22 protein-coding genes and 3 rRNA genes are annotated in these 25,537 nt (G+C 40.5%); 4 read left to right on the forward strand and 21 right to left on the reverse strand.

What is annotated here, in order from left to right:
• Nucleotides 1-34 precede the first annotated feature (34 nt).
• Complete coding sequence (locus tag LWE_RS09065) at nucleotides 35-1,390, forward strand: sodium-dependent transporter (protein ID WP_011702557.1); 1,356 nt, start codon at nucleotides 35-37, stop codon at nucleotides 1,388-1,390.
• A gap of 42 nt (nucleotides 1,391-1,432) precedes the next feature.
• Here the strand turns inward: LWE_RS09065 and LWE_RS09070 are convergent, their stop codons facing one another.
• The 19 genes from LWE_RS09070 to LWE_RS09160 form a co-directional block, all read right to left on the reverse strand.
• On the reverse strand, nucleotides 1,433-1,687 hold the full coding sequence (locus tag LWE_RS09070; protein ID WP_011702558.1) for a hypothetical protein: 255 nt from the start codon (nucleotides 1,685-1,687) through the stop codon (nucleotides 1,433-1,435).
• Between the two features lie 18 nt (nucleotides 1,688-1,705).
• The gene (locus tag LWE_RS09075) at nucleotides 1,706-2,002 is read right to left on the reverse strand and encodes a YerC/YecD family TrpR-related protein (RefSeq protein WP_003720075.1); all 297 of its coding nucleotides are present in this window, start codon (nucleotides 2,000-2,002) and stop codon (nucleotides 1,706-1,708) included.
• A 137-nt stretch (nucleotides 2,003-2,139) separates the two neighbouring features.
• Complete coding sequence (purD, locus tag LWE_RS09080; protein ID WP_011702559.1) at nucleotides 2,140-3,402, reverse strand: phosphoribosylamine--glycine ligase; 1,263 nt, start codon at nucleotides 3,400-3,402, stop codon at nucleotides 2,140-2,142.
• Between the two features lie 26 nt (nucleotides 3,403-3,428).
• Nucleotides 3,429-4,958 (reverse strand): bifunctional phosphoribosylaminoimidazolecarboxamide formyltransferase/IMP cyclohydrolase, encoded by a 1,530-nt coding sequence (gene purH, locus LWE_RS09085; RefSeq protein WP_011702560.1) that lies wholly within the window; start codon nucleotides 4,956-4,958, stop codon nucleotides 3,429-3,431.
• A 5-nt stretch (nucleotides 4,959-4,963) separates the two neighbouring features.
• On the reverse strand, nucleotides 4,964-5,530 hold the full coding sequence (purN, locus tag LWE_RS09090) for a phosphoribosylglycinamide formyltransferase (protein WP_011702561.1): 567 nt from the start codon (nucleotides 5,528-5,530) through the stop codon (nucleotides 4,964-4,966).
• Nucleotides 5,527-6,576: a phosphoribosylformylglycinamidine cyclo-ligase gene (purM, locus tag LWE_RS09095; protein ID WP_011702562.1), complete on the reverse strand. Its 1,050-nt coding sequence runs from the start codon at nucleotides 6,574-6,576 to the stop codon at nucleotides 5,527-5,529. Before purM ends, purN begins: the two co-directional genes overlap by 4 nt.
• A gap of 18 nt (nucleotides 6,577-6,594) precedes the next feature.
• Entirely contained in the window at nucleotides 6,595-8,022 is a 1,428-nt protein-coding gene (gene purF / locus LWE_RS09100; RefSeq protein WP_011702563.1) for an amidophosphoribosyltransferase, read from the reverse strand.
• Nucleotides 8,007-10,226: a phosphoribosylformylglycinamidine synthase subunit PurL gene (gene purL, locus LWE_RS09105; RefSeq protein WP_011702564.1), complete on the reverse strand. Its 2,220-nt coding sequence runs from the start codon at nucleotides 10,224-10,226 to the stop codon at nucleotides 8,007-8,009. The genes purF and purL overlap by 16 nt, the downstream gene beginning before the upstream one ends.
• A complete protein-coding gene (purQ, locus tag LWE_RS09110; protein WP_011702565.1) occupies nucleotides 10,219-10,902 on the reverse strand; it encodes a phosphoribosylformylglycinamidine synthase subunit PurQ in 684 nt (227 codons plus the stop codon). Before purQ ends, purL begins: the two co-directional genes overlap by 8 nt.
• Nucleotides 10,903-10,905: 3 nt before the next feature.
• Nucleotides 10,906-11,151, reverse strand: coding sequence for a phosphoribosylformylglycinamidine synthase subunit PurS (gene purS / locus LWE_RS09115; protein WP_011702566.1), 246 nt, complete (start codon nucleotides 11,149-11,151; stop codon nucleotides 10,906-10,908).
• Nucleotides 11,152-11,162: 11 nt separating this feature from the next.
• On the reverse strand, nucleotides 11,163-11,876 hold the full coding sequence (gene purC / locus LWE_RS09120; protein WP_011702567.1) for a phosphoribosylaminoimidazolesuccinocarboxamide synthase: 714 nt from the start codon (nucleotides 11,874-11,876) through the stop codon (nucleotides 11,163-11,165).
• Nucleotides 11,877-11,956: 80 nt separating this feature from the next.
• A complete protein-coding gene (gene purB, locus LWE_RS09125) occupies nucleotides 11,957-13,249 on the reverse strand; it encodes an adenylosuccinate lyase (RefSeq protein ID WP_011702568.1) in 1,293 nt (430 codons plus the stop codon).
• 18 nt (nucleotides 13,250-13,267) lie between these two features.
• Nucleotides 13,268-14,392, reverse strand: a complete 1,125-nt coding sequence (gene purK / locus LWE_RS09130; RefSeq protein WP_011702569.1) for a 5-(carboxyamino)imidazole ribonucleotide synthase — start codon at nucleotides 14,390-14,392, stop codon at nucleotides 13,268-13,270.
• On the reverse strand, nucleotides 14,385-14,873 hold the full coding sequence (gene purE, locus LWE_RS09135) for a 5-(carboxyamino)imidazole ribonucleotide mutase (protein ID WP_011702570.1): 489 nt from the start codon (nucleotides 14,871-14,873) through the stop codon (nucleotides 14,385-14,387). Before purE ends, purK begins: the two co-directional genes overlap by 8 nt.
• Before the next feature lie 195 nt (nucleotides 14,874-15,068).
• Entirely contained in the window at nucleotides 15,069-15,593 is a 525-nt protein-coding gene (locus tag LWE_RS09140) for a DUF2179 domain-containing protein (RefSeq protein WP_011702571.1), read from the reverse strand.
• 139 nt (nucleotides 15,594-15,732) lie between these two features.
• Nucleotides 15,733-15,848, reverse strand: a 5S ribosomal RNA gene (gene rrf, locus LWE_RS09145).
• A gap of 77 nt (nucleotides 15,849-15,925) precedes the next feature.
• Nucleotides 15,926-18,857, reverse strand: a 23S ribosomal RNA gene (locus LWE_RS09150).
• Nucleotides 18,858-19,103: 246 nt separating this feature from the next.
• A 16S ribosomal RNA gene (locus LWE_RS09155) occupies nucleotides 19,104-20,653 on the reverse strand.
• The 16S, 23S and 5S rRNA genes sit together here, the layout of an rRNA operon.
• Before the next feature lie 340 nt (nucleotides 20,654-20,993).
• The gene (locus LWE_RS09160; protein ID WP_011702572.1) at nucleotides 20,994-21,599 is read right to left on the reverse strand and encodes an HD domain-containing protein; all 606 of its coding nucleotides are present in this window, start codon (nucleotides 21,597-21,599) and stop codon (nucleotides 20,994-20,996) included.
• A 64-nt stretch (nucleotides 21,600-21,663) separates the two neighbouring features.
• Between LWE_RS09160 and LWE_RS09165 the strand changes: the two genes are divergently transcribed.
• Together LWE_RS09165 and LWE_RS09170 are read left to right on the forward strand one after the other, a co-directional pair.
• Nucleotides 21,664-22,437 (forward strand): ABC transporter ATP-binding protein, encoded by a 774-nt coding sequence (locus tag LWE_RS09165; RefSeq protein ID WP_011702573.1) that lies wholly within the window; start codon nucleotides 21,664-21,666, stop codon nucleotides 22,435-22,437.
• A gap of 48 nt (nucleotides 22,438-22,485) precedes the next feature.
• A complete protein-coding gene (locus tag LWE_RS09170; RefSeq protein ID WP_041176362.1) occupies nucleotides 22,486-22,848 on the forward strand; it encodes a hypothetical protein in 363 nt (120 codons plus the stop codon).
• Nucleotides 22,849-22,868: 20 nt separating this feature from the next.
• Here the strand turns inward: LWE_RS09170 and pepT are convergent, their stop codons facing one another.
• Together pepT and LWE_RS09180 are read right to left on the reverse strand one after the other, a co-directional pair.
• Nucleotides 22,869-24,101, reverse strand: coding sequence for a peptidase T (gene pepT, locus LWE_RS09175; RefSeq protein WP_011702575.1), 1,233 nt, complete (start codon nucleotides 24,099-24,101; stop codon nucleotides 22,869-22,871).
• A 57-nt stretch (nucleotides 24,102-24,158) separates the two neighbouring features.
• Entirely contained in the window at nucleotides 24,159-24,689 is a 531-nt protein-coding gene (locus LWE_RS09180) for a DUF1697 domain-containing protein (RefSeq protein WP_011702576.1), read from the reverse strand.
• 81 nt (nucleotides 24,690-24,770) lie between these two features.
• On the opposite strand from LWE_RS09180, the gene LWE_RS09185 reads away from it, so the two are divergent.
• The gene (locus LWE_RS09185; RefSeq protein ID WP_011702577.1) at nucleotides 24,771-25,526 is read left to right on the forward strand and encodes an exodeoxyribonuclease III; all 756 of its coding nucleotides are present in this window, start codon (nucleotides 24,771-24,773) and stop codon (nucleotides 25,524-25,526) included.
• The last annotated feature ends 11 nt before the right edge of the window (nucleotides 25,527-25,537 follow it).

The following is a 25,537-nucleotide window of genomic DNA, read 5'->3' on the forward strand; positions in this document are numbered from 1 at the left end:
GGTTTTTACATAGAAAAAAGGAAATGGGGATATTATGCAAGAAAACAGAGAAGAATGGGGCTCAAAAATCGGATTTATTTTAGCATCCGCTGGGTCTGCAATAGGTATCGGTGCGATTTGGAAACTGCCTTATGTGGCTGCAACTGCAGGAGGTGGCGCATTTTTCCTATTGTTTTTAGTTTTGACTTTACTCGTTGTTATGCCACTTTTGATTGCCGAATTTGTCATTGGGCGTGGTTCAGGCGGAGATGCTGTTCAAGCTTATAAAACGCTCGCTCCTTTGACAAAGTGGAATCTCCTTGGAAAATTAGGTGTCGTTGGCGCAAGTATTTTATTTTCGTTCTATAGTGTAGTTGGTGGTTGGATAATCACTTACTTAATAAAAACATTAGTTGGTGGTATCGCTGGAGAAAACCAAGCGAGTCTGCTACATGATTTTCAAGTGACGACAGCGAATCCATGGATATCTGTCGGTGCAACGATTCTCTTTATTTTACTTAATGTGATTGTCATTAGCCGCGGGGTTGTTAGCGGGATTGAAAAAATGAGTAAGTTTATGATGCCAGCTCTTTTTATATTATTTATTGTTTTGATAATCCGGTCCTTGACGCTTCCTGGGGCAATGGAGGGAGTAGCCTTTTTCTTACGACCAGATTTTAGCCATTTTACTGCTCAAACCGTCCTTATAACACTTGGTCAGGCATTCTTTTCCTTAAGTGTGGGGATTTCTGTAATGGTGACATACAGTTCTTATTTGAATCGCTCGGTTAGTTTACCACAGTCAGCGATTTCGGTTTCACTAATGAATGTGTTTGTTTCACTCCTTGCTGGGTTAGCAATTTTTCCAGCAGCTTTTTCGTTTAATATTACACCAGATGCAGGACCTGGATTGCTATTCGTTATTCTGCCATCCATTTTTAACCAAATGCCATTTGGAATGTTGTTCTTTATTATATTTTTGATTTTATTCTTATTCGCTGCTTTAACATCTAGTTTCTCGATGCTTGAAGCGACAGTTGCGCCACTGATGAATGCTGGTGTAAATCGTAAAAAAGCAAGCCTCTTGATGGGACTAGTGATCGTTATAATGGCTATCCCAAGTGCACTAAGTTTTGGCGTTTGGAGTGACGTTCAACTATTTGGACTGAGTATTTTTGATGCTGCTGATTTTCTTGTATCAAATATTATTTTACCAGTAGGCGCCTTATTTATTGCGATTTTTGTTGGCTATAGACTACCACGCGAAATGCTTTTAAAAGAATTTACAACCAGTAGCCATTTTGGTAAAAAAATGTTTATTCTTTGGCTCTTTTTAATTAAATATATTGCTCCCATTGCCATTATTTTTGTTTTTCTATCCGCAACTGGATTGATGGATTTCTTCTTTTAATGAAAAAAGCAATCACGCTAAATAATAAGCGGATTGCTTTTCTTATATTGCCATAAGGACGATACTAGCTACACAAATCAGGATTCCACTAAGGCCAATTGTCGTTCCAATTGCTCGCTTTTCTCTCACATTTGCTAGTGTTGTGAAAATAAAACAAATAATAAAGACCCAGTGCCAAAGTAATGAAAAATCAAGTCCTGTGCCAGTAGTAAACATATTAATCACAAAATAAATAACTGCAACAGCAAGAATAGAGATGATCACAACCTGATAGGTTTTACTCTTAAACTTTTTCAACTTCCATCCCGACCAATCTTATTCTGGCTTCGTCATTCTTGAAAATACTACATCGTACATATCATTGCCATAATGAAGTGAACGTTTTACACGTGAAATGGTTGCTGTACTTGCACCTGTTTCCGATTCAATCACATTATATGTTTTTCCATCATGAAGCATTTTTGCTACTTGGAAACGTTGAGCCATGGATTGTATTTCATTCACTGTACAAACATCGTCAAAAAAAGCATAACATTCTTCTAAATTCTCAAGAGTTAAAATCCCTTGGAAGAACTCATCCAATCCTTGTCCACGCAACTTCTCTATTTGCATAACTTTACCTCCAAATAATCTCATATATCCTACTTTCATATTTTAACGTACCAACGTGTAAAACACAAACGTTTCTCTTCACTAAATAAACAAAAAAAGTACTATCTGAGAATTTTATTCCAAGATAGTACTTATTTTTATTCTGCTTTTGTACCAATATCCATTCGATAAAAGAAGTTTGGGTTATCGAGTTTTTCCATTTCTGGATAAAGTAATGTACGCGCTCTAATCATCGTTTCTGCTTCTTTTGCTAGTAGTAAAACACGTCCGCCATTAGAGAGAAAGTCGCCACTTTCATTTTGTTTTGTCCCCGCATGATAAATCACAACATCATTTGAAATATCTGCCAAACCAGTTAGTTTATTCCCTTTTTCATAATGTTCTGGGTAACCAGCACTTGCTAAAACAACACCTAGCGTAATACCTTCTTTTTTAAAGCGAACATCTGGTTTTTCGTTATTTAGTAAAGCCTCAATAAGAGCTGCAAAATCACTTTCTAAACGAGGCAAGACAACTTGTGTTTCTGGATCTCCAAATCGTGCATTAAATTCAATTACTTTTGGTCCACTTTCGGTTAAGATAAGTCCCGCATAAAGGATTCCACGGAAGTAACGGCCTTCATTGACCATCCCTTTTGCAGCTGGACGAAGAATGTTTTTAACGGCTTCTTCTACTACAGTTTCAGAAATATGTGGGACCGGTGAATAAGCGCCCATTCCACCAGTATTAGGTCCTTTATCTCCTTCATACGCACGTTTATGATCTTGCGCAATCGCCATTGGGTAAACTTCCTCACCATTCACAAAAGCCATCAGTGAAAACTCTTCACCCGCTAAGAAGTCTTCAATAACCACCTTAAGAGATGCGTCACCGAATTTTTCTTCTAACATCATATCTTTTAACGCAAGAACAGCTTCTTCCATTTCTAGCGCTACTGTGACGCCTTTTCCTGCTGCGAGTCCATCTGCTTTGATAACGATTGGCACACCACGCTCATCCAAGTATGCTTTAGCTTCCTCATAATCTGTGAAGGTTCTAGATGCTGCAGTTGGAATAGCATATTTCTCCATAAATTGTTTCGCGAAATCTTTACTACCTTCAATTAAAGCTGCATTTGCTTTTGGACCAAATGCTTTGATTCCGGCTTCTTCTAAAGCATCGACTACCCCTTCTAAAAGAGGTACTTCAGGTCCAACGATAACAAAGCCAATAGATTTTTCCTTAGCAAAAGCAATTAAAGCTGCTTTATCCGTTTCAGAAATAGCCACTAACTCTATGTCGTCCAAACGCATTCCATCATTTCCTGGAGCGCAGTAAACTTTTTCGACATTGTTTGATTCTAATAATTTTTTACTAATGGCATGTTCTCTACCACCACTACCAACTACTAATAAGTTCATTTGATTACACGTCCTTTTTATGAGGATTAATGTTTGAAGTGTCGTACATGAGTTAGGACCATTGAAATCCCATATTTATCTGCCATTGCAATTGATTCTTTATCTTTAATAGATCCACCAGGTTGAATAATTGCTGTAATTCCCGCTTTTGCTGCTGCTTCCACTGTATCGTCCATTGGGAAAAAAGCATCTGATGCAAGAACGGCGCCTTTCGCTTTTTCACCGGCTTGTTCTAGCGCAATCAAGGCCGAACCAATTCGATTCATTTGGCCAGCACCAATCCCAAGTGTTTGTTTATCAGAACCAACAACAATCGCATTAGACTTCACATGTTTCACAATTTTCCACTGGGCAAGTAGAGCTTTCATTTCCGCTTCTGTTGGCTGTTTTTCTGTTACTACTTCATAGCCCGCACTATCTTCCACAAAAGAATCGCTCGCTTGAATGAGAAGCCCACCATTTACAGATGTTTTTTCCAAACTTTCCACCGAACCAGCAAATGGAACAGTTAGCAATCGAATATTTTTCTTTTTCGCTAAAATGGTAAAAGCTTCTTCTGAAAAACTTGGTGCAATAATGATTTCCAAGAAAATTTTACTCATATGTTCCGCTGTTTTTGCATCCACTTCTTTATTTAAAGCAACAATCCCACCAAAAATAGAGGTTTCATCTGCTTCATAGGCTTTTAAATAAGCTTCTTCAATATTTTCGCCAACACCAACGCCGCATGGATTCATATGTTTTACTGCCACCGCAACTGGCTCCGTAAATTCATTCGCAATTTTAAGAGCAGCATCTGCATCACGAATGTTGTTATAAGACAATTCTTTGCCGTGTAATTGTTTAGCAGCACTAATAGAGTTTAGAAGCGCTACTGGTTCTGTATAAAAAGCTGCATCTTGGTGAGGATTTTCACCATAACGCAAGGCTTGTTTTCGATTATAAGTGAATGTCACTTTTTCTGGGAAAGTTTCTCCAGTAATTTTTGTTAAGTATTCTGCAATGACAGCATCATAAGCCGCTGTATGCCGAAATACTTTGGCAGCTAGGCGTTGTCTTGTTTCAAATGTAGTTGCTCCGTGCTCTTTTAGTTCTGTAAGTACTGTATCGTAATCAGCTGCATCCACTACTACTGTTACTGCTGCATAATTTTTCGCAGCTGAGCGTAACATCGAAGGCCCTCCAATATCAATATTTTCAATTGCTTCTTCTAATGTAACACCCGGTTTTTGAATGGTTTCTTGGAAAGGATATAAATTAACGACGACTAAATCAATTGGCTCAATATCGTGTGCCGCAATAGCTTCCATATGTTCCGCTGTGTCACGTCTTGCAAGTAAACCGCCATGAATTGCTGGATGAAGCGTTTTTACTCGGCCATCAAGCATTTCTGGAAATTTAGTTACATCTTCTATGCCAGTCACGGGTATGCCGGCTTGTTCAAATGTTGCTTTTGTTCCACCAGTTGAAATAATTTCTACACCAAGCTCTACTAATTTTTCTGCAAATGGCACGATGCCGTTTTTATCTGATACACTAATAAGCGCTCTTTTCATGATAATTAATCGTTCCCTCCATTTTGAATTAATCCTCGAATCACTTTTGGATAAAAAATATGTTCTATTTGATGGATTTTTTTCGCTAAAGTATCTACTGTTTCCGCTTTATCAATCGCCACTTTCACTTGATCAATAATCGGCCCTGTATCCATTCCAGCATCTACAAAATGCGCTGTAACACCCGTTTCTAAAACATTCGCCCGAATCGCTTGACCAATCGCATCTTTCCCTTTGAACTCAGGTAATAGTGATGGATGTAAGTTAACGATTTGCTCTGGAAATTCTGCAAGTAATGTTGGCCCAATTAAGCGCATATATCCCGCAAGAACTAATAAATCAATTTCTAATCCTCGTAGTTCCAGCAAAATTTCCGTTTCAAAAGCTTCCTTATCCAAATAATTTTTCGCTTCAAAAAGGAAAACCGGAATATGTGCCTTATTCGCACGTTCTAAAACATACGCATTCGGTTTATCACAAACAAGTAATTTCACATGAGGCTTAATGAGCTTATCGTCCACTAAAGCTTGAAAATTCGAACCGTTCCCAGAAGCAAAAATGGCTATATTCATTTGTTTAAGCCTCCTGAAAAGATAACCGAATCGTTTTCACGTGTCGTCACTTCACCAATAACATAGGCTGCTTCACCGTTTTGGACAAGTACTTCTAATGTTTTTTCAACATCCTCTTTCTTAACTGCCAAAACCATACCAATACCCATGTTGAAAATTTCATACATTTCAAGCTCGTTTAATTGACCATATTTTTGCATGACGTCAAAAATCGGAAGAATCGGCCATGATCCAAGCTCCACTTTTACTGCTAAATCTTTCGTTAACATCCGTGGTAAATTTTCTACAAATCCGCCACCAGTCACATGTGTAATTCCGTGAACATCCACTTTTTTTAAGACTTCTAAAACTGGCTTCACATAAATGCGTGTTGGTTTAAGCAGTTCCTCCACAAGTGGCACATCTAGTTCCGTAATTTCTGCATTGAGCTTAAAGTCATTGTCTTTGAAGAAAATTTTCCGAACAAGAGAATAACCATTACTATGAATCCCGCTTGAGGGAATACCAATTAGTGTATCTCCCGCTTTGACAGCACCTTCTGTAATCAGTTTCTTTTTCTCAACAGCCCCAACAGTAAAACCAGCTAAATCGTAATCGTCCGCTCCATACATATCTGGCATTTCCGCCGTTTCTCCGCCAATTAACGCTGCTCCTGCTTGTTCGCAGCCATCAGCCACACCCTTAACAATTTGTTCCATTTTAATAGGATCAGTTTTACCTGTTGCGATATAATCTAAGAAAAATAATGGCTCAGCCCCTTGAGCTAAAATGTCATTAACGCACATTGCCACGCAGTCAATCCCGATAGTATCATGCTTGTCTGCTTCAATAGCCAAAAGTAATTTCGTTCCAACTCCATCAGTACCAGAGACAAGGACAGGCTCTTTTAAATTCAAACTACTTAAGTCAAACATGCCTCCAAAAGAACCAAGTGCTCCCATCACGCCCATCCGCTCAGTTCTAGCCACATGTTTTTTGATACGTTCGACTACTTGATAGCCAGCTTCTACATCCACGCCTGCTTTACTATATGCATTCTCTGCCATTCGATTTGTCACTCCTCATTATTTTTCTGCTTCTAAGCTCGCTAAATATTCCGCTTCATAATCGTATAAAGGGGTTGGATAATCACCGTTAAAATAAGCCATACAAAGTCCGCCGTATGGTTCATTCGGATACGGTCTTCCAATCGAATCCACTAAACCTTCTTCACTCAAATACTCTAATGAATCCGCCCCTATAATTCGGCAAATTTCATCAACAGAATAATTAGATGCAATTAATTCATTTCGCGTTTGAATATCAATTCCATAAAAACAAGGAAAAGCAAGTGGTGGGGAAGCAATACGAACATGAACTTCTGCTGCTCCTGCTTCTCGTAAAAGTTGCACAATTCGTTTACTCGTCGTTCCACGGACAATCGAATCATCAATCATGACAACACGTTTCCCTTCTACAACTCCGCGCACCGCAGAAAGCTTCATTCGGACACCTTGCTCTCTAAGTTCTTGTGAAGGTTGGATAAAAGTTCTTGCCACATATCTATTTTTGATAAGACCAAGTTCGTAAGGCAGTCCAGCTTCTTCAGCATACCCAATCGCTGCAGAAATACTCGAATCCGGTACACCAGTCACAACATCTGCATCAATAAAAGCTTCTTTTGCCAACCTTTTCCCAGAACGTTTTCTTGCCGAATGGACGTTAATCCCAGCAATATTAGAGTCTGGTCGAGCAAAATAAATATATTCCATGCTACAAATTGAATGCGTCACATTTTCCGTGAATTTTTCAATTCGTAGTCCGTCATTATTAATAATAATTAGTTCACCTGGTTCTACATCACGCACAAATTCTGCGCCGACTGTTTCAAAAGCACAAGTTTCCGAAGCTACAACATAAGAATCACCAATTCGGCCAATCGAAAGCGGCCTAAAACCATTTGGATCAAGTGCAGCATACATCGTATCTTCCGTAAGAAGCATATAAGCAAAGCCACCTTTAACTTTGTTTAAAGCCACTTTTAAATCTTCTACAAAGTCCCCTGTATGGCTACGTTTGATTAGATGTGCTAATACTTCTGTGTCTGAACTCGTTTGAAAAATAGCGCCTTCTTCTTCTAATTCACGGCGTAAACTTTTCGCATTAACTAAATTTCCATTATGTGCAAGCGCTAAAGAAGAACTATGAAAGTGAAATAAAAATGGTTGCACATTCCCTAAGTTTTTTTGACCAGCTGTTGCATAACGAACATGGCCGATTGCTGCCTTACCTTTTAAATCGTCTAGTTCACCGTGCTTAAATACATCTGCTAAAAGCCCTAGATTACGATGACCTTTTAGCGTTTCTCCATCTGTTGAAACAATTCCGGCACCCTCTTGCCCGCGATGTTGTAAACTATGCAACCCATAATAGGTGATTTCTGCTGCATTAGGATGATCCCAAATACCAAAAATACCACATTCTTCATTAAGTCCTTTTACTTCAGCAAGCATGGAATAGCCCCTTCCCAAATGGATCGTAAATCAGTCGTACTAGCTGTTACCTCTTCTTCCTTATATTTCACACGAATCGTTTCATCTGCTGTTACTACTCCAAGTCGATATACTTTTTCTTGTTCCATTATTTTAGCAAAAACAGCTTCATTTTCAGGTTTTACCGAAACTAAGAAGCGCGATTGTGATTCACTGAAAAGCTGATTTAATGCAAATGGCACTTCTACATCCGCGCCAAGACCTGCTTTAAAAGTCGCTTCCGCAAGTGCAACCCCGAATCCGCCTTCTGCTAAATCGTGACTAGAAGAAACTAATCCTTCGCGAATCGCTGTTAAAAGTAACTCTTGATATTTCTTCTCTGTCGTTAAATCTAATTCTGGCGCGCGTCCGCTAATTTTCCCTTGTTGTAATTTCTGTAATTCTGAGCCATTATATTCCGCTTTTGTTTCACCAATTAAGAAAATCACGTCACCACTGTTTTTAAAATCTTGCGTGGTAATATGCGCCAAGTCTTCTACTAAACCAACCATTCCAATGACTGGTGTTGGATAAATTCCTGTTCCGTCAGTTTCATTATAAAGCGACACATTCCCCGAAATAACAGGCGTATCTAATTCTAAACAAGCTGCGCTAATACCATCTGCTGCTTTTTCAATTTCCCAAAATATTTCTGGTTTTTCTGGATTACCAAAGTTTAGTCCGTCTGTAATAGCTAATGGTTTCCCACCAGAACAAACGATATTACGCGCTGCTTCTGCAACCGCTATTGCTCCACCGACCTCTGGATCAAGATATAAATAGCGCGAATTACAGTCCGTTGTCATCGCTATTGCTTTCTCTGTTCCACGCACACGAACAATCGCCGCATCCGAGCCAGGAACAACAGCTGTGTCCGTCCGAACTTGATAATCGTACTGTTCATAAATATGTCGTTTACTTGCAATCGTTGGCTGAGCAAGCAATTCTTTCCACACTTCGACCACATCTTCCATCACCGGCACAAAAGGCTGTTCTTCTTGAAAAGCCTGATAACGAGCTGGTTCTGTGGAAGGTTTATGATAAACCGGCGCGTCTTCCGCAAGTGCATCCACAGGCACATTAGCAACTACTTCACCATGATGAATAATTTTGTACATCTTATCATCGGTTACTTTACCAATAACGACAGCCTCTAAACCGTAACGGTCAAACAATGCTTGAATTTCATCTACATGACCTTTTTTCACACATAGAAGCATCCGTTCTTGAGATTCTGAAAGCAACATTTCATACGGTGTCATATTTAATTCTCGTTGCGGCACATCATCCATAATTAATTCCAAGCCAGCACCAGCTTTTGACGCCATTTCAGAACTCGAACTAACGAGACCAGCTGCCCCCATATCTTGAATTCCCACTAAAATATCCGAATGATCACGAATCACATCTAAACAAGCCTCGAGCAACAATTTCTCCATAAAAGGATCACCCACTTGCACAGCAGAACGTTGTTGTTCGCCTTCTTCACTAAACTCTACAGAAGCAAAAGTGGCACCATGAATCCCATCACGACCAGTTTTCGCACCTACATACATAACCGGATTGCCAATTCCTTTTGCTTGTCCTTTTTGAATATCTTTTGCTTCAATTAAACCTACACACATCGCATTCACTAGCGGATTCTTTGTATAACAAGGATCAAATTGGATTTCGCCGCCAACAGTAGGAATCCCAATCGAATTACCGTATCCCGCGATCCCAGCAACCACTTCACTCACTAAGTATTTCGAATGAGGTGTATCTAGCTCTCCAAAACGAAGCGAGTTTAGCATCGCAATCGGTCTAGCTCCCATTGAAAATACATCGCGAATAATTCCCCCAACACCAGTTGCCGCACCTTGATACGGCTCTACATATGAAGGATGATTATGACTTTCAACTTTAAAAGCAACGCCTAAACCATCACCAATATCTACAATCCCCGCACCTTCACCTGGACCTTGCAATACTTGTTTTCCTTCTGTCGGAAATTTCCGAAGTACTGGTTTCGAGTTTTTATAACTACAATGTTCGGACCACATAACCGAGAAAAGTCCTGTTTCTGTATAATTAGGCTCGCGTCCAAGAATGGAACAAACAAGCTCATATTCACTATCCGTTAAACCCATTTCTTGATATATCTTTTGTTCTTTAATTTCTTTTGTAGTTGGCTCCATGTTAGGCATTTACTTGTTCCTCCTTCCAAGCTTGTACAATCGATTGGAAAAGTCTTAACCCATCTGTACCACCAATAATATCTTCTACTGCACGTTCTGGATGCGGCATCATCCCAAGCACATTTCCACGTTCATTAACAATACCAGCAATATCCGCACGACTTCCATTTGGATTAACACTATCATATGTAAAAACAATCTGATTATTTTCTTTTAATTTCAAAAGTGTTTCATCGTCACAATAATAATTACCTTCCCCATGAGCAACCGGCACATGAATAACCTCATTATCTTCATAAAGTCCAGTAAATATCGTATTACCATTTACCACACGAAGCGGCACCGTTTTGCAAATAAAATGTAAATTATTATTTCTAATTAAAGCACCTGGTAGCAATCCAATTTCCGTTAAAATTTGGAATCCATTACATACACCAAGCACTGGTTTCCCGGTTTCAGCAAAGCGTAAAACTTCGGGCATAATACTTGAAAATTTCGCAATCGCGCCAGTTCGCAAGTAATCTCCATAAGAAAATCCACCTGGAAGTAATACTGCGTCAAAGCCTTCAAGACTCGTTTCCGCATGCCATACATATTCCGCCTCCTCGCCAAGAGAATCGCGAATCGCATGTAACATATCAAGATCACAATTAGAACCTGGGAACTGAATGACAGCAAATTTCATCTTTTAAGCCTCCTCGATTTCATATCGGTAATCTTCCATCACCGGATTTGTTAACAATTTATCACACATTTCATTCAATACTTCATGAATATCTCTATCAGATTTCGCTACTTTTAATTCCATAAACTTACCAATACGAACATCTTCCACTTCTACGTAACCCATACTTTTCGCTGCATCTTTTACAGCGACCCCTTGTGGATCTAATACGCTTTTCTTTAAAGTGACATAAACTTTGACATTATACATTTTGTGGCCTCCTAGTTTTGAACTTGCTTTAATCGATTCAATACTTCTGTATACACATCTGTTAAATTGCCAATATTCCGACGAAAGACATCCTTATCGAGCTTTTGCTTTGTTTCCTTGTCCCAAAGTCTGCATGTATCTGGTGAAATTTCATCCGCTAGTAAAATATTTCCGTCCGCATCACGACCAAATTCTAACTTAAAATCAATCAGCGTAATATTCATTTGATTAAATAACACTTGTAAAACCTCGTTAATGGACCGAGCTGCCTTCCGAATCACTTCCATCTCATTCGTTGTCGCAATTTCTAAATAAAGCACATGGTCATCATTAATAAATGGATCATCTAGCGCATCCTCTTTATAATAAAATTCTACTATCGCAGACGGAATTTCCTCGCCTTCTTCTTTCCCAAGACGCTTTGCAAGGCTCCCTGCTATCACATTACGAACTACCACTTCAAGCGGAATAATAGATACTTCTTTAACCAATTGTTCCGTTTCTGAAATCGCTCGAATAAAATGACTTCGAATTCCTGCTTCTTCTAAATAAGAAAAAATAAGTGCTGTGATTTGATTATTAAGCTCACCCTTACCAGCAAAAGATTCTTTACGGACGCCATTAAGCGCAGTCGCGTCATCTTTATAAGCAACCCGCAAGACACCTGCTTCTTCTGTTTTAAAAAGTTGTTTTGCCTTACCTTCATAAACCAGTTCATTAGTCACAATAATTTATCTCCTTATAAATTACTTAACCTCTTTGAAAAAATAAATATCAAAGAGGTTAGGTTGTATTCTGTCCGTAATTATAATCCTAAGCGATCAAAAATTAAGTCGACATTCTTCAGGTGATAGTTGTAATCAAAGCAGTCTGCAATTTCTTCTCTAGAGAGGTTTTCAGTAATGGTCGTATCTTGTTCTACTAATTCACGGAATGGTACTTGCTTTTCCCAAGCTTCCATTGCTCTTGGTTGTACGACATCATATGCCGCCTCACGAGCTAAGCCTTTATCAATAAGTGCCAACAAGACACGTTGTGAATAAATAAGCCCAAGCGTTCTATCCATATTGCGTTTCATATTCTCTGGGAATACCGTCAAGTTTTTCACAATATTACCAAAACGATTTAATATATAATCAAGTAAAATAGTGGAGTCCGGCAAAATAATCCGTTCAGCTGAACTATGAGATATATCACGCTCATGCCAAAGTGGTACATTCTCATAGGCTGTAACCATATGACCACGAATAACGCGTGCTAGTCCAGTGACATTTTCAGAACCAATTGGATTGCGTTTATGTGGCATTGCAGAAGACCCTTTTTGTCCTTTTGCAAAAAATTCTTCTACTTCACGTACTTCACTTTTTTGTAAAGCACGTACTTCTACCGCAAATTTTTCTACAGAAGTTGCAATTAGCGCAAGCGTTGCAAGGTATTCTGCATGACGATCACGTTGCAAAGTTTGGGTGGAAATCGGAGCGGGTGTTGTTCCTAATTTTTCACATACATAGGCTTCCACAAATGGATCAATGTTTGCATATGTCCCAACTGCACCAGAAATTTTCCCAAACTCTACACCATCAGCTGCAAAGTTAAAACGTTCTAAATTACGTTTCATTTCCTCGTACCATAAAGCTAGTTTTAAACCAAAAGTAGTAGGCTCGGCATGAACCCCATGCGTACGACCCATTGTTACAGTATATTTATGTTCTTTCGCTTTTTCCCCAATAATCGCAATGAAATTCTCCAAATCTTTTCGTAAAATCTCATTCGCTTGTTTTAGTAAGTAAGAATTGGCAGTATCTACTACATCTGTTGAAGTTAAACCATAATGAACCCATTTACGCTCTTCGCCAAGTGATTCAGAAACCGAACGAGTAAACGCCACAACATCATGTCTTGTTTCTAATTCAATTTCATGAATACGATCAACATCAAATTTAGCATTAGCACGAATCTTCTCTACGTCTTCTTTTGGAATGTCCCCAAGTTCCGCCCAAGCTTCACAAGCTAAAATTTCCACTTCTAACCATGCCTGGTAACGATTTTGTTCTGTCCAAATGTTGCCCATTTCTTTACGAGTATAACGTTCTAACATCCTTTTAAATTCCTCCAGTTACTTCCAAATTTGCGTTTCTTCTATCTCACTCAAAATCGCTTTTGGCTCATCAGTCAAAACAGTAATATGACCCATTTTGCGATTAATTTTTGCTTCTTTCTTACCATAATAATGTACAAACCACTGTGGATACTCAGCCATATGTTCATTCACTGCTTCCACATGCTGCCCTAAAATATTAATCATTACAGCTGGTTTCAATAGCTCTGGTTTTACGAGCGGCAAGCCAACAATCGCACGGATATGCTGTGTAAACTGAGAAATCGAACAAGCTTCTATCGTGAAATGTCCGGAATTGTGAGGTCTAGGAGCAAGTTCATTCACATAAATTGCACCAGAATTAGTCACAAACATTTCTACGGCCAAAACTCCACATAATTGAAGTACATCAGCCAATTTTTTAGCAATTTCTTCCGCTTCCTCATGTACATCATCAGTCACATTCGCAGGCGCAATCGTTGTATGCAATATATTATTCACATGCACATTTTCAGCCACAGGGAATGTTTCTACCTGCCCATCTAAATTCCGTGCTACAACAATGGAAATTTCTTTCTCAAACGGAATCCATGCTTCCAGTACACACGAACCGTATCGCAACAGTCGTGCAGCTGTATCAATATCATTCGCATCATGAAGAACGACTTGACCTTTGCCATCATAACCACCTTGAGCCGTTTTCAGTACTGCTGGATAACCAATACTTTTTATATCACTCTCTATTTCTTCTTTATCAACAATGACGGCATACGGAGCAATATTAATATTCGCAGATTCCAAATACGCTTTTTCTAAAATTCTGTCCTGCGTAATCGAAAGCAATTCCGAACCTTGTGGCACCGATACTAAATTTTGTGTCATTTTTAAAGCATCGTAGTCAATATTTTCAAATTCATATGTAACTACATCTGCTTTTTCTGATAGTTCACGTAAAGCTACTTTATCATCATAATCCGCAACAATTTGCTCATCACTTACTTGAGCAGCTGGGCAGTCAGCAGTTGGATCAAGAACAATAATTCGATAACCCATTGCTTTTGCAGCAAGTGCCATCATACGTCCAAGTTGCCCACCACCAATGATACCAATAGTATTATTTGTCAGTAAAAATTTTTTATCCAAGAGAATCACTACTTTCTAGAACTGTTTCTTCTAGTGTAGCACGTCTATTTTGCAATCTGTTAGTAATTGCCTCGTCAGTAATCGATAAAATTTGCGCCGCCAATAGTCCAGCGTTCACTGCACCACTGTCACCAATTGCAACAGTAGCAACTGGAACTCCTCCAGGCATTTGCACAATGGATAATAATGAATCCATTCCATTAAGCGCTTTTGACTTAATAGGCACACCAATAACAGGCAATGTTGTCTTAGCAGCAACCATACCTGGCAAATGTGCCGCACCTCCAGCACCCGCAATAATAATTTTCAAACCACGTTCCCGCGCTTGTTCTGCATATTGAAACATTAAATCCGGTGTACGATGAGCTGAAACCACTTTTTTTTCATAAGCTATTTCTAATTCATCTAATACATCACATGCTTTTTTCATTGTATCCCAGTCTGAGGTACTCCCCATAATGACACCAATTTCCGCAGGCATTCCGTGATCAACTCCTTAATAATCTCTTTTCGACTCCTTCATTCTAACAATAGCCATCTCAATTGTCAACGGAAAATCGAACATTAAATTGTTACATTTTGTTAACGTTCGTGTTTTGCTTCATTTCCTTTAGTTATGTAGCACTTTTCACTAAATATGCAAAAAAAGAACCTACCATTATAGGTAAGTTCCATTTTATTTTCTAACTTGTTTTATCCAAAAGCCACCATGAATTTGTTTTGGCTCAGAAGAAACAATAAACGCTCCATTATCAATTTCAATAATTTGTTTATATAATTTCCGTTCATTTTTTCTTTGTGTTAAAATTTCAAGCATCATTCGCTCTCCGTCCCGACCACTAGCAATCCAACTTGTCACACCATAGCCCAAGTCGCGAATTTGATTAGGTAAATCCAAGTTATATTCTTTTGTGATAACATTTACCGTAATATACCCTAAAGCAATTCGTTCTTCAATTTTCATTCCCACGATAACCCCAACACCAAAACCAATCGCATAAGCTAAGACGTTTGCTATATTATTTAAGTTATCTAATACTAAACTGAGCGCCACTACATAAATAATCATTTCAAACACACTAGAAAGCGCGGCTAAGTAACGATACCCTTTCATCGTAAGTAACAGTCTCACCGTATAAATCGTCACATACAAGATATTCACAACAAAAATTGTCACTACTATAAATAAACCATTATCCACTAAAATACCCCTCCAACTAAAATACTACATCCGAACACTTCTATTTGCTAGTCTTTAATTAATATAACATCCAAAAAGATAGCTGACAAAAGAAACACTTCAACAAAAAAAGCCCTAAATAATTAGGACTTTTTAAATTGCCCGGCAGCGACCTACTCTCGCAGGGGGAAACCCCCAACTACCATTGGCGCAGAGAAGCTTAACTACCGTGTTCGGGATGGGAACGGGTGTGACCTTCTCGCCATAACTACCAGACAATATACAGTTGTTGAAAGATTGCTCTCTCAAAACTAGAGAAGAAAGGGTTCAGTTAGGTAACTTCGTTTCATTTTTTGGTTAAGTCCTCGATCGATTAGTATTTGTCCGCTCCATGTATCGCTACACTTCCACTCCAAACCTATCTACCTGATCATCTTTCAGGGATCTTACTTTCCGAAGAAATGGGAAATCTCATCTTGAGGGGGGCTTCACGCTTAGATGCTTTCAGCGTTTATCCCTGCCACACATAGCTACCCAGCGATGCTCCTGGCGGAACAACTGGTACACCAGCGGTGTGTCCATCCCGGTCCTCTCGTACTAAGGACAGCTCCTCTCAAATTTCCTGCGCCCGCGACGGATAGGGACCGAACTGTCTCACGACGTTCTGAACCCAGCTCGCGTGCCGCTTTAATGGGCGAACAGCCCAACCCTTGGGACCGACTACAGCCCCAGGATGCGACGAGCCGACATCGAGGTGCCAAACCTCCCCGTCGATGTGGACTCTTGGGGGAGATAAGCCTGTTATCCCCGGGGTAGCTTTTATCCGTTGAGCGATGGCCCTTCCATGCGGAACCACCGGATCACTAAGCCCGACTTTCGTCCCTGCTCGACTTGTCAGTCTCGCAGTCAAGCTCCCTTGTGCCTTTACACTCTGCGAATGATTTCCATCCATTCTGAGGGAACCTTTGGGCGCCTCCGTTACTCTTTAGGAGGCGACCGCCCCAGTCAAACTGCCCACCTGACACTGTCTCCCCACGCGCTAAGCGTGGCGGGTTAGAATGGTCATACAGCCAGGGTAGTATCCCACCATTGCCTCCTCGTATGCTAGCGCACACGTCTCTTCGGCTCCTACCTATCCTGTACAAGCGGTACAAACATTCCATATCAGGTTGCAGTAAAGCTCCACGGGGTCTTTCCGTCCTGTCGCGGGTAACCTGCATCTTCACAGGTACTATAATTTCACCGAGTCTCTCGTTGAGACAGTGCCCAGATCGTTGCGCCTTTCGTGCGGGTCGGAACTTACCCGACAAGGAATTTCGCTACCTTAGGACCGTTATAGTTACGGCCGCCGTTTACTGGGGCTTCAATTCGTACCTTCGCCGAAGCTAAGCACTCCTCTTAACCTTCCAGCACCGGGCAGGCGTCAGCCCCTATACGTCACCTTACGGTTTTGCAGAGACCTGTGTTTTTGCTAAACAGTCGCCTGGGCCTATTCACTGCGGCTCTCTCGGGCTTGCACCCTAATAGAGCACCCCTTCTCCCGAAGTTACGGGGTCATTTTGCCGAGTTCCTTAACGAGAGTTCTCTCGCTCACCTTAGGATTCTCTCCTCATCTACCTGTGTCGGTTTGCGGTACGGGCAGTACTACTCTTCCTAGAGGCTTTTCTTGACAGCGTGAAATCAGGAACTTCCGTACTTTATTTCCTTCCCCATCACAGCTCATGCTTCGCGAGAAGCGGATTTGCCTACTTCTCACACTCACTGCTTGGACGCACATTTCCATTCGTGCGATTCCCTATCCTTCTGTGTCACCCCATCGGTTAAACAATTAGCACTGGTACAGGAATCTCTACCTGTTGTCCATCGCCTACGCCTATCGGCCTCGGCTTAGGTCCCGACTAACCCTGAGCGGACGAGCCTTCCTCAGGAAACCTTAGATATTCGGTGGAAGGGATTCTCACCCTTCTTTCGCTACTCATACCGGCATTCTCACTTCTAAGCGCTCCACCAGTCCTTCCGGTCTGACTTCACCGCCCTTAGAACGCTCTCCTACCACGAACCTCCGAAGAGGTTCATCCACAGTTTCGGTAATATGTTTAGCCCCGGTACATTTTCGGCGCGGGGTCACTCGACCAGTGAGCTATTACGCACTCTTTCAATGGTGGCTGCTTCTAAGCCAACATCCTGGTTGTCTAAGCAACCCCACATCCTTTTCCACTTAACATATATTTGGGGACCTTAACTGGTGGTCTGGGCTGTTTCCCTTTCGACTACGGATCTTATCACTCGCAGTCTGACTCCCGAGTATAAGTACATGGCATTCGGAGTTTATCTGAATTCGGTAACCCGAGAAGGGCCCCTAGTCCAAACAGTGCTCTACCTCCATGACTCTTTACCTCGAGGCTAGCCCTAAAGCTATTTCGGAGAGAACCAGCTATCTCCAAGTTCGATTGGAATTTCTCCGCTACCCACACCTCATCCCCGCACTTTTCAACGTGCGTGGGTTCGGACCTCCAGTAAGTATTACCTTACCTTCATCCTGGACATGGGTAGATCACCTGGTTTCGGGTCTACGACCTGTTACTTATGCGCCCTATTCAGACTCGCTTTCGCTACGGCTCCGCTTTTTCCGCTTAACCTTGCAACAAATCGTAACTCGCCGGTTCATTCTACAAAAGGCACGCTATCACCCATTAACGGGCTCTAACTACTTGTAGGCACACGGTTTCAGGAACTGTTTCACTCCCCTTCCGGGGTGCTTTTCACCTTTCCCTCACGGTACTGGTTCACTATCGGTCACTAGGGAGTATTTAGCCTTGGGAGATGGTCCTCCCGGATTCCGACGGAATTTCACGTGTTCCGCCGTACTCAGGATCCACTCTGGAGGGAAAGCTATTTCAACTACCGGGCTGTTACCGTCTTTGGCGGGCCTTTCCAGACCGCTTCATTTATAACTTTCTTTTGTAACTCCGTATAGAGTGTCCTACAACCCCAAGAAGCAAGCTTCTTGGTTTGGGCTCTTTCCGTTTCGCTCGCCGCTACTCAGGAAATCGATTTTTCTTTCTCTTCCTCCAGGTACTTAGATGTTTCAGTTCCCTGGGTCTGCCTTCCTCACGCTATGTATTCACGTAAGGATACTATCCGACTAAAGATAGTGGGTTCCCCCATTCGGAAATCTCTGGATCAACGCTTACGTACAGCTCCCCAAAGCATATCGGTGTTAGTCCCGTCCTTCTTCGGCTCCTAGTGCCAAGGCATCCACCGTGCGCCCTTTCTAACTTAACCAATTTACTTCAACGAAGTAAAGGTTGTTTTTCTAATCGTCGGTATCAGCGATGATACTTCGAATTAGATGAAAGATTCACTTTCAGATGATTCTCGGTTACTTGTGTCATAAATAATTACTTATCTATGCTAACTTTACTAACTTTCTTATCTAGTTTTCAAAGAACAAACATACAGAGAAGTAGTAACCTCTCAAAACTGAACAAACAGAGAAGAACGAAAACACACAGGTTTCCTTTTCCTTAGAAAGGAGGTGATCCAGCCGCACCTTCCGATACGGCTACCTTGTTACGACTTCACCCCAATTATCTGTCCCACCTTCGGCGGCTGGCTCCATAAAGGTTACCCTACCGACTTCGGGTGTTACAAACTCTCGTGGTGTGACGGGCGGTGTGTACAAGGCCCGGGAACGTATTCACCGTGGCATGCTGATCCACGATTACTAGCGATTCCGGCTTCATGTAGGCGAGTTGCAGCCTACAATCCGAACTGAGAATGGTTTTATGGGATTGGCTCCACCTCGCGGCTTCGCGACCCTTTGTACCATCCATTGTAGCACGTGTGTAGCCCAGGTCATAAGGGGCATGATGATTTGACGTCATCCCCACCTTCCTCCGGCTTGCACCGGCAGTCACTTTAGAGTGCCCAACTAAATGCTGGCAACTAAAATTAAGGGTTGCGCTCGTTGCGGGACTTAACCCAACATCTCACGACACGAGCTGACGACAACCATGCACCACCTGTCACTTTGTCCCCGAAGGGAAAGCTCTGTCTCCAGAGTGGTCAAAGGATGTCAAGACCTGGTAAGGTTCTTCGCGTTGCTTCGAATTAAACCACATGCTCCACCGCTTGTGCGGGCCCCCGTCAATTCCTTTGAGTTTCAACCTTGCGGTCGTACTCCCCAGGCGGAGTGCTTAATGCGTTAGCTGCAGCACTAAGGGGCGGAAACCCCCTAACACTTAGCACTCATCGTTTACGGCGTGGACTACCAGGGTATCTAATCCTGTTTGCTCCCCACGCTTTCGCGCCTCAGCGTCAGTTACAGACCAGAGAGTCGCCTTCGCCACTGGTGTTCCTCCACATATCTACGCATTTCACCGCTACACGTGGAATTCCACTCTCCTCTTCTGCACTCCAGTCTTCCAGTTTCCAATGACCCTCCCCGGTTAAGCCGGGGGCTTTCACATCAGACTTAAAAGACCGCCTGCGCGCGCTTTACGCCCAATAAATCCGGACAACGCTTGCCACCTACGTATTACCGCGGCTGCTGGCACGTAGTTAGCCGTGGCTTTCTGGTTAGATACCGTCAAGGGACAAGCAGTTACTCTTATCCTTGTTCTTCTCTAACAACAGTACTTTACGATCCGAAAACCTTCTTCATACACGCGGCGTTGCTCCGTCAGACTTTCGTCCATTGCGGAAGATTCCCTACTGCTGCCTCCCGTAGGAGTCTGGGCCGTGTCTCAGTCCCAGTGTGGCCGATCACCCTCTCAGGTCGGCTATGCATCGTTGCCTTGGTAGGCCATTACCCTACCAACTAGCTAATGCACCGCGGGCCCATCTGTAAGCGATAGCCGAAACCATCTTTCAAAGCCGTGGCATGCGCCACCACTTATTATTCGGTATTAGCCCCGGTTTCCCGGAGTTATCCCCAACTTACAGGCAGGTTGCCCACGTGTTACTCACCCGTCCGCCACTAACTTTGGAAGAGCAAGCTCTTCCTCCGTTCGTTCGACTTGCATGTATTAGGCACGCCGCCAGCGTTCGTCCTGAGCCAGGATCAAACTCTCTTTAAAATATAAATTGAATTTGAATACTTATTCAACACCGTGAATAAGATTCCTTGCGTCAAATTGACTTCGCTAGCAATTAAATTACTAGTTTGTTTTTGTTGAAAACAGCTTTCTGTTTTCTGCCCTGCGATTACCAGTGAGACTTTACGTCTCATTGCTTTCCGTCTTCTTCTTTGTTCAGTTTTCAAAGGTCAGTTGCTTTGTTAACGCAACTTTTAAATCTTACCATAAAGTAAGAATCACGTCAACAACTAATTTTTAAAATGTTTTTTGATGAATTATCTTGTATCAATTCAGCTTTATTATTATATAATACCTTTTCATTAAATACAAGTGTTTTGAATTAATTATTTAATTCCTTTTCTAATGACTGTATAAAATATTGCATAATTTGTTGTTTTTCTATTGCGATGTTTTTAGCTGTTTTTGTGTTTAATCGGTTTGGGATAAGCAACAGTTTGTCGTAAAAGTGTTGCAATGTGGTGTTTTTTGGATTATCAAGGTTAGCTATTTCTCTGTTATGAGCCCCACCGTATGTGAAGGTTCTAGCTATACCGATTGCTCCGATAGCATCTAAGCGGTCTGCATCTTGAACAATTTTTTCTTCTATTGTTATTGCTTTTATGGCGTTTTTACCATTTTTGAATGAAACTGCTTGAATGATTCGGATGATTTGTTGGATTTGATTAGTTGGCATTTCTTCCGTTTCCATCCATTCGATTAGCGTTTCGGTGGCTTTTGTTTCGTTATTTGTTAGTTTTGTGTCAGCGTAATCGTGAAAAAGTGCTGCTAGCTCGATAGTAAATAAATCGCCGCCTTCATTTGAGTGGATGTCTTTACTTAATTTCCACACTCGTTTTATGTGTGACCAATCATGTCCAGTCATTTCATTTTTAAAATGAGATTGCATCCAATTTTTAGCTTCGGTAATTATTTCTTCTTTATTCATTGTTTTAAGCTCCTTTTTAATTCATTTTCATGTACAATGGTAGAAAATAGAAATGGGGTATTCGATGTTTGCATTTGAACATGTTTATTTAAAGCGTGAAAACAAAACTATCTTATCGGATATTAATTGGGTCGTTAATGAGAATGAAAATTGGGCGATACTTGGGCTTAACGGATCAGGTAAAACTACTTTACTTCAGCTTTTGAACGGATATCTTTGGCCAAGTAGTGGGAAACTTCAAGTGCTCGGGCATATTTTTGGACAAGCGTCTTTGCCAGAATTGCGGAAATCAATTGGGTGGGTTAGCAATGCTTTAGATCATCGGTTGAAAGATTATGAGTTAAGTGAACAAATTGTGCTTAGTGGCAAGTTTGCTAGTATTGGTATTTATACGAAAGTGACAGATTCTGAGATAAATCAAGCGAAAACAATACTTTCTGATTGTGGTGGTGTTTCCCTTATAGGAAAATCTTATAACATTTTATCTCAAGGAGAACGCCAAATTGTTTTAATTGCTCGTGCTTTAATGGCAAGTCCTAAATTACTGATTTTGGACGAACCTTGTAATGGGCTTGATCTATTCGCAAAAAATCGTTTGCTAGAACGTATCAAAACAATTGCAGCACTGCCTGAATCACCTACCATGCTTTTTGTTACACATCATACGGAAGAAATCCCCTCCTGCTTTGATAATATCATTTTACTACGTGACGGGGAAATAACTCATCACGGAAAAACAGAAAAACTTTTAACAGAAAAAGTTCTGCAAGATTTTTATCAAAAGCCTGTGGAGTTAATTCGAATGCAAGATGGTGCCATTGCGGTCTATCCAAAATAAATGAACTGATTATAGTAGGAAAATGAGTATGTGAAGGAGCGAAATGCGTTGTATGAAACAATGATTGCAAAAGCTAGTACCCACGAATTACTTGATATGAATACTAGTTTGATTTATGGTTCGTTTACTTATAGCGTGGAAGGCGAGCTAATGGATTTGACTGGGCTTTGGATTTCGAATGAGGATGCATTTATCTTTTACTTAGAAAACGAGGATGTTTACTTACTTAAGAAATTTACTTATAAAGATATCGAGGCTTTAGAACAAAAAATAAGTATTATGTCAATGACCAAAAAATTGATTTTACGATTTAAAAATAAAGAAAGCTATACATTACTTGTAGCAAACGGCGAAGCAAATGTATTTGCATCTCGGGTAAACGAACGCATAGAAAAAGTGAGGCTAGATTAACTAGGCTCACTTTTTTTATATTATTCTTTTTCTTCAAACAAACGTGCTACTTCGATGATTACTTCTGTTGCTTTTACCATACTTTCTAACGCAACATATTCGAATTTACCATGGAAGTTTTCACCACCGCCAAAAATATTTGGTGTTGGTAGTCCTTTGTAAGAAAGTTGGGCTCCATCTGTCCCGCCACGAATGGGGCTGATTTTTGGTTCAATATCTAAGTTTCGCATTGCTGCACTAACGATATCTACAATTTCTTTAACAGGTTCAATTTTTTCGCGCATGTTATAGTATTGATCATTAAGCTTTAATTCTACTGATCCTTTGCCATATTTTTCTTCTAACTCTTTAGCAACAGTGGCGATATGCGTTTTTCTCTCTACAAATTTTAGATGATCAAAATCACGAATGATATAGTAGGATTTTGCTTGTTCTACATCACCATTTAAGGAAATCAAATGATAAAAACCTTCATATCCATCCGTATGTTCTGGTGCTTCTTCTTTAGGAATGCGTGCATCGAATTCCATCGCCATTTTAACGGCATTAACCATTTTATTTTTAGCAGTTCCAGGGTGAACACTATTACCATTAAAAGTGATTTTGGCTGCAGCTGCGTTAAAACTTTCATATTCAAGTTCGCCAAGTGGTCCGCCGTCCATAGTATAAGCGTATTTTGCTCCGAATGCTTCTACGTCAAAACGTTCAGGTCCTCTACCAATTTCTTCATCTGGCGTGAAAGCAATGCGAATTTTACCATGTTTTATTTCAGGATGGTTAATTAAATAATTCATTGCAACCATTATTTCTGTTATACCGGCTTTATCATCTGCACCAAGTAGCGTCGTTCCGTCTGTCGTGATAAGAGTCTTCCCTTTATATTGAGCTAATTCCGGGAATTGTTTAGGTGATAATACAACATTTAACTCTTTGTTTAAAACGATATCTTTCCCATCGTAATTTTCATGAACTTGTGGTTGGACATTTTTTCCTGTTAAATCTGTTGCTGTGTCTAAATGAGCTAAAAACCCAATAACCGGAACTTCTTTCGTTGTGTTGGAAGGAAGTGTTGCCATTACATAACCGAATTCGTCCACAGTAACTTCTTGCATACCAATTTCTTTTAGTTCTGTAACGAGAATGTTTGCCAGTTCCATTTGCCCTTTAGTTGTTGGACAAACTGTGCTCTCTTCATTCGACTGTGTATCTACTTTTACATATTTTGTAAATCGTTTTAATAATTCTTCTTTCATTTCTATCACTCCCTTAGATTGGTTCTTTTTCATTATAAACTTGATTTTCAAAAAATTCTATTCTTGACTGTTGAGTATTGTTTGTAATTGAAGAGTCGTTCGCCAATTGCGTGTTGTCGTTATCGTCTTTTTATATTCTCCAAGGAAAGCGGGTAATTTTAGTGTATGGATTTGGCCTGAAAAGATATGAATATAGAGGACACGTCCTATTGCCATTACTTCAGCTTGAGTATTTTTTTGTTTTGGAATTTGGATGTCTTCCTTGTAGAAAGCTGCCATCCAACGTTCTTCTTTGCCGATTGTTTCATTAGGAAATGGATTATTGTTAATAATTTGATTGTAATTTTGTGCGGAAAATACAAATACATCAATATTTAAGTTGAATCTCATGTTAATTACTTCTGTTATTTCGACAGCTACTTCTGATTCTGACTGTAAAATAGAATCTAGAACAAGGTTGCCGCTTTGAATATAAGTTATTACATTTTGAAATCCCTCTTTTTCTAAAGCATTTTTTAAATCCTTCATATTCACTTTATTTTTACCGGCAACGTTTACTGCTCTTAGTAAAGCGACGTATTTTTCCATCTAGTCCCCCCCAATCGTTTAATTATATTATAGCATGTCACATACGTTATAATAGAGCTATTAGTGATGGGAGGTCTTTAGATGAAATTAATTTCTTGGAATGTAAATGGACTTCGAGCAGCTGTAAAAAAAGGCTTTTTGGAGTATTTTGAAGAAGTGGATGCAGATATTTTTTGTTTGCAGGAGACAAAATTACAAGAAGGTCAAATCGAACTGGATTTAAAAGCGTATAAGGATTACTGGAATTATGCAGTGAAAAAAGGTTATTCTGGTACCGCGATTTTTACGAAAGTGGAACCATTGTCTGTGCAATATGGCTTAGGGATACCGGAGCATGATACAGAAGGTCGCGTTATCACCCTTGAGTTTGAAGCGTTTTTTATGGTGACAGTTTATACCCCAAATTCGCAAGCTGAATTAAAACGTTTGGATTATCGTATGACTTTTGAAGATGCGATTTTGGAATATATAAAGAATTTGGATAAAACAAAACCGGTTGTGCTTTGTGGTGACTTGAATGTTGCGCACGAGGAAATTGATTTAAAAAACCCAAAGACAAATCGCAAAAATGCAGGATTCTCGGACGAGGAACGCGCGAAGTTTTCTGCGTTCTTAGATGCTGGATTTATTGATAGTTTCCGTTACTTTTATCCAGATTTGACTGATGCTTATTCGTGGTGGTCTTACCGAATGAACGCTCGTGCTAGGAATACTGGCTGGCGGATTGACTATTTTGTTGTTTCCAAGCGACTGAAAGACAAATTAGTGGATGCCAAAATCCATTCGGAAGTACTTGGTTCAGATCATTGCCCGGTGGAACTGGAACTTAATTTATAGAAAACGAGTTT

It is taken from the genome of Listeria welshimeri serovar 6b str. SLCC5334, from assembly GCF_000060285.1.
GTDB lineage: Bacteria > Bacillota > Bacilli > Lactobacillales > Listeriaceae > Listeria > Listeria welshimeri.

Bases quoted from the DNA above. Each gene is read 5' to 3' on its own strand.
- LWE_RS09065 (WP_011702557.1), top strand. From the start codon at position 35: ATGCAAGAAAACAGAGAAGAATGGGGCTCAAAAATCGGATTTATTTTA.
- LWE_RS09075 (WP_003720075.1), bottom strand. From the start codon at position 2,002: ATGCAAATAGAGAAGTTGCGTGGACAAGGATTGGATGAGTTCTTCCAA.
- purD (WP_011702559.1), bottom strand. From the start codon at position 3,402: ATGAACTTATTAGTAGTTGGTAGTGGTGGTAGAGAACATGCCATTAGT.
- purH (WP_011702560.1), bottom strand. From the start codon at position 4,958: ATGAAAAGAGCGCTTATTAGTGTATCAGATAAAAACGGCATCGTGCCA.
- purN (WP_011702561.1), bottom strand. From the start codon at position 5,530: ATGAATATAGCCATTTTTGCTTCTGGGAACGGTTCGAATTTTCAAGCT.
- purM (WP_011702562.1), bottom strand. From the start codon at position 6,576: ATGGCAGAGAATGCATATAGTAAAGCAGGCGTGGATGTAGAAGCTGGC.
- purF (WP_011702563.1), bottom strand. From the start codon at position 8,022: ATGCTTGCTGAAGTAAAAGGACTTAATGAAGAATGTGGTATTTTTGGT.
- purL (WP_011702564.1), bottom strand. From the start codon at position 10,226: ATGCCTAACATGGAGCCAACTACAAAAGAAATTAAAGAACAAAAGATA.
- purQ (WP_011702565.1), bottom strand. From the start codon at position 10,902: ATGAAATTTGCTGTCATTCAGTTCCCAGGTTCTAATTGTGATCTTGAT.
- purS (WP_011702566.1), bottom strand. From the start codon at position 11,151: ATGTATAATGTCAAAGTTTATGTCACTTTAAAGAAAAGCGTATTAGAT.
- purB (WP_011702568.1), bottom strand. From the start codon at position 13,249: ATGTTAGAACGTTATACTCGTAAAGAAATGGGCAACATTTGGACAGAA.
- purE (WP_011702570.1), bottom strand. From the start codon at position 14,873: ATGCCTGCGGAAATTGGTGTCATTATGGGGAGTACCTCAGACTGGGAT.
- LWE_RS09160 (WP_011702572.1), bottom strand. From the start codon at position 21,599: ATGAATAAAGAAGAAATAATTACCGAAGCTAAAAATTGGATGCAATCT.
- LWE_RS09165 (WP_011702573.1), top strand. From the start codon at position 21,664: ATGTTTGCATTTGAACATGTTTATTTAAAGCGTGAAAACAAAACTATC.
- pepT (WP_011702575.1), bottom strand. From the start codon at position 24,101: ATGAAAGAAGAATTATTAAAACGATTTACAAAATATGTAAAAGTAGAT.
- LWE_RS09180 (WP_011702576.1), bottom strand. From the start codon at position 24,689: ATGGAAAAATACGTCGCTTTACTAAGAGCAGTAAACGTTGCCGGTAAA.
- LWE_RS09185 (WP_011702577.1), top strand. From the start codon at position 24,771: ATGAAATTAATTTCTTGGAATGTAAATGGACTTCGAGCAGCTGTAAAA.